Genomic DNA, 1208 nt, shown 5'->3' on the forward strand with positions numbered 1-1208 from the left:
GTGAGCACGGTCCCGCCGGGCGTCGCGGCGGCCCCGACGGCGGTGGACAGCGCGAGCACGGTGCCGGCGATCGGCGCACGGATCGTGGTGCCGGCCAGCGTGGCGCGCGCCTCGTCCAGGGCGAGCCCCGCGGCGGTCGCCTGTCGCCTCGCCCCCAGCACCTGGTCCGCACCGGTCGCCGCGCAACGGTCCTGGGCCGCCGGCGTCGTCGCCGTGGCCCGGGGTGACGCGGTCCGGCCCGGCGAGGTGGTCCGGGTCGCCGAGGTCGTGGCGGTCGGCGTCGGCCGCCCGCTCGGGGTGGCGCGCCGGGTCGAGGTGACGGGCTGGGTCGGGGTGGCGCGCCGGGTCGGTGCCGTGGTGCGGCGGGCGCAGTCCTGCGCCGACCGCTGCGCGGCGTCGAGCGCGTCCGCCGCCCGGTCCGCCGCCGTCTCGGCGGCCGAGACCTTGGCGCGGGCGTCGGCGTCGTCGACCCGGGCCAGCACCTGCCCCTTGGTCACCGTCGCACCGGCCCGCACGGCGACCGCGCTGACGGTGCCGGACGTGCCGAACCCGAGCGCGTAGCTCCGCGCCGGCGTCACCGCACCGGTCGTGGCCACCGCCAGCGACACCGCGCCGCGGTCGACCCGACTGGTGTCCGATGTGGACGCGACCGCCCGCGGTTCGCGGGTGAACGCGACCGCCGCCGCCCCACCGGCCGCAAGCACCACCACGACCCCACCAGCGACCCACGGCCACCGCCGACCCACCCGCATGACCGCCGAGTGTCCTCGCCCGCGATCGGGTTCAGCTCGACCGCACCTGGGAGTTGCCTCGGAACCCGGACCCTGAGCTGACTCCCAGCCGACGCCGAGGACGCCCGGAGGTGCGGCCGGTTGCATGAGCGCGCGTGCCGCGGGGTGCGGCCCCGAAGCTCCGCGGCACGACCACGTACACAAGGAGGCGCCGTGTCCCGGTCGGTCTTCGTCCTGGTGGCCACCGCCGCCGTGCTCGCTCTCGCCGGGTGCGGCTCCGCAGCGGACCCCGCCACGGCGGCCGGTGACGCGGGTTTCACCGCGTACCGGGACTGCCTGGGCAAGCAGGGCATCACGCTGCCCTCCGCACCCGCCGGCTTCACGGGCCGCGGGTCCGGGCGCCCCCGCCCGTCGGGCCGGCCGACCGCCTTCCCCTCCGGGCGGCCCACCGCCTTCCCGTCCGGGCGGCCCGGCGGC

The 1208-nt window shown here is 79.1% G+C and carries 1 protein-coding gene and 1 pseudogene; one reads left to right on the forward strand and one right to left on the reverse strand.

Annotation, left to right across the window (positions count from 1 at the left end):
* Nucleotides 1–710, reverse strand: a 710-nt coding sequence (locus AB0H87_RS41935; protein WP_360159482.1) for a biotin/lipoyl-binding protein, incomplete at its 3' end; no start/stop codon positions are given.
* Between the two features lie 234 nt (nt 711–944).
* Between AB0H87_RS41935 and AB0H87_RS41940 the strand changes: the two are divergent.
* Nucleotides 945–1208 (forward strand): annotated as a pseudogene (locus tag AB0H87_RS41940) (hypothetical protein); the annotation flags it as partial.

Source organism: Asanoa sp. NPDC050611 (assembly GCF_040654855.1).
Taxonomy (GTDB): domain Bacteria; phylum Actinomycetota; class Actinomycetes; order Mycobacteriales; family Micromonosporaceae; genus Asanoa.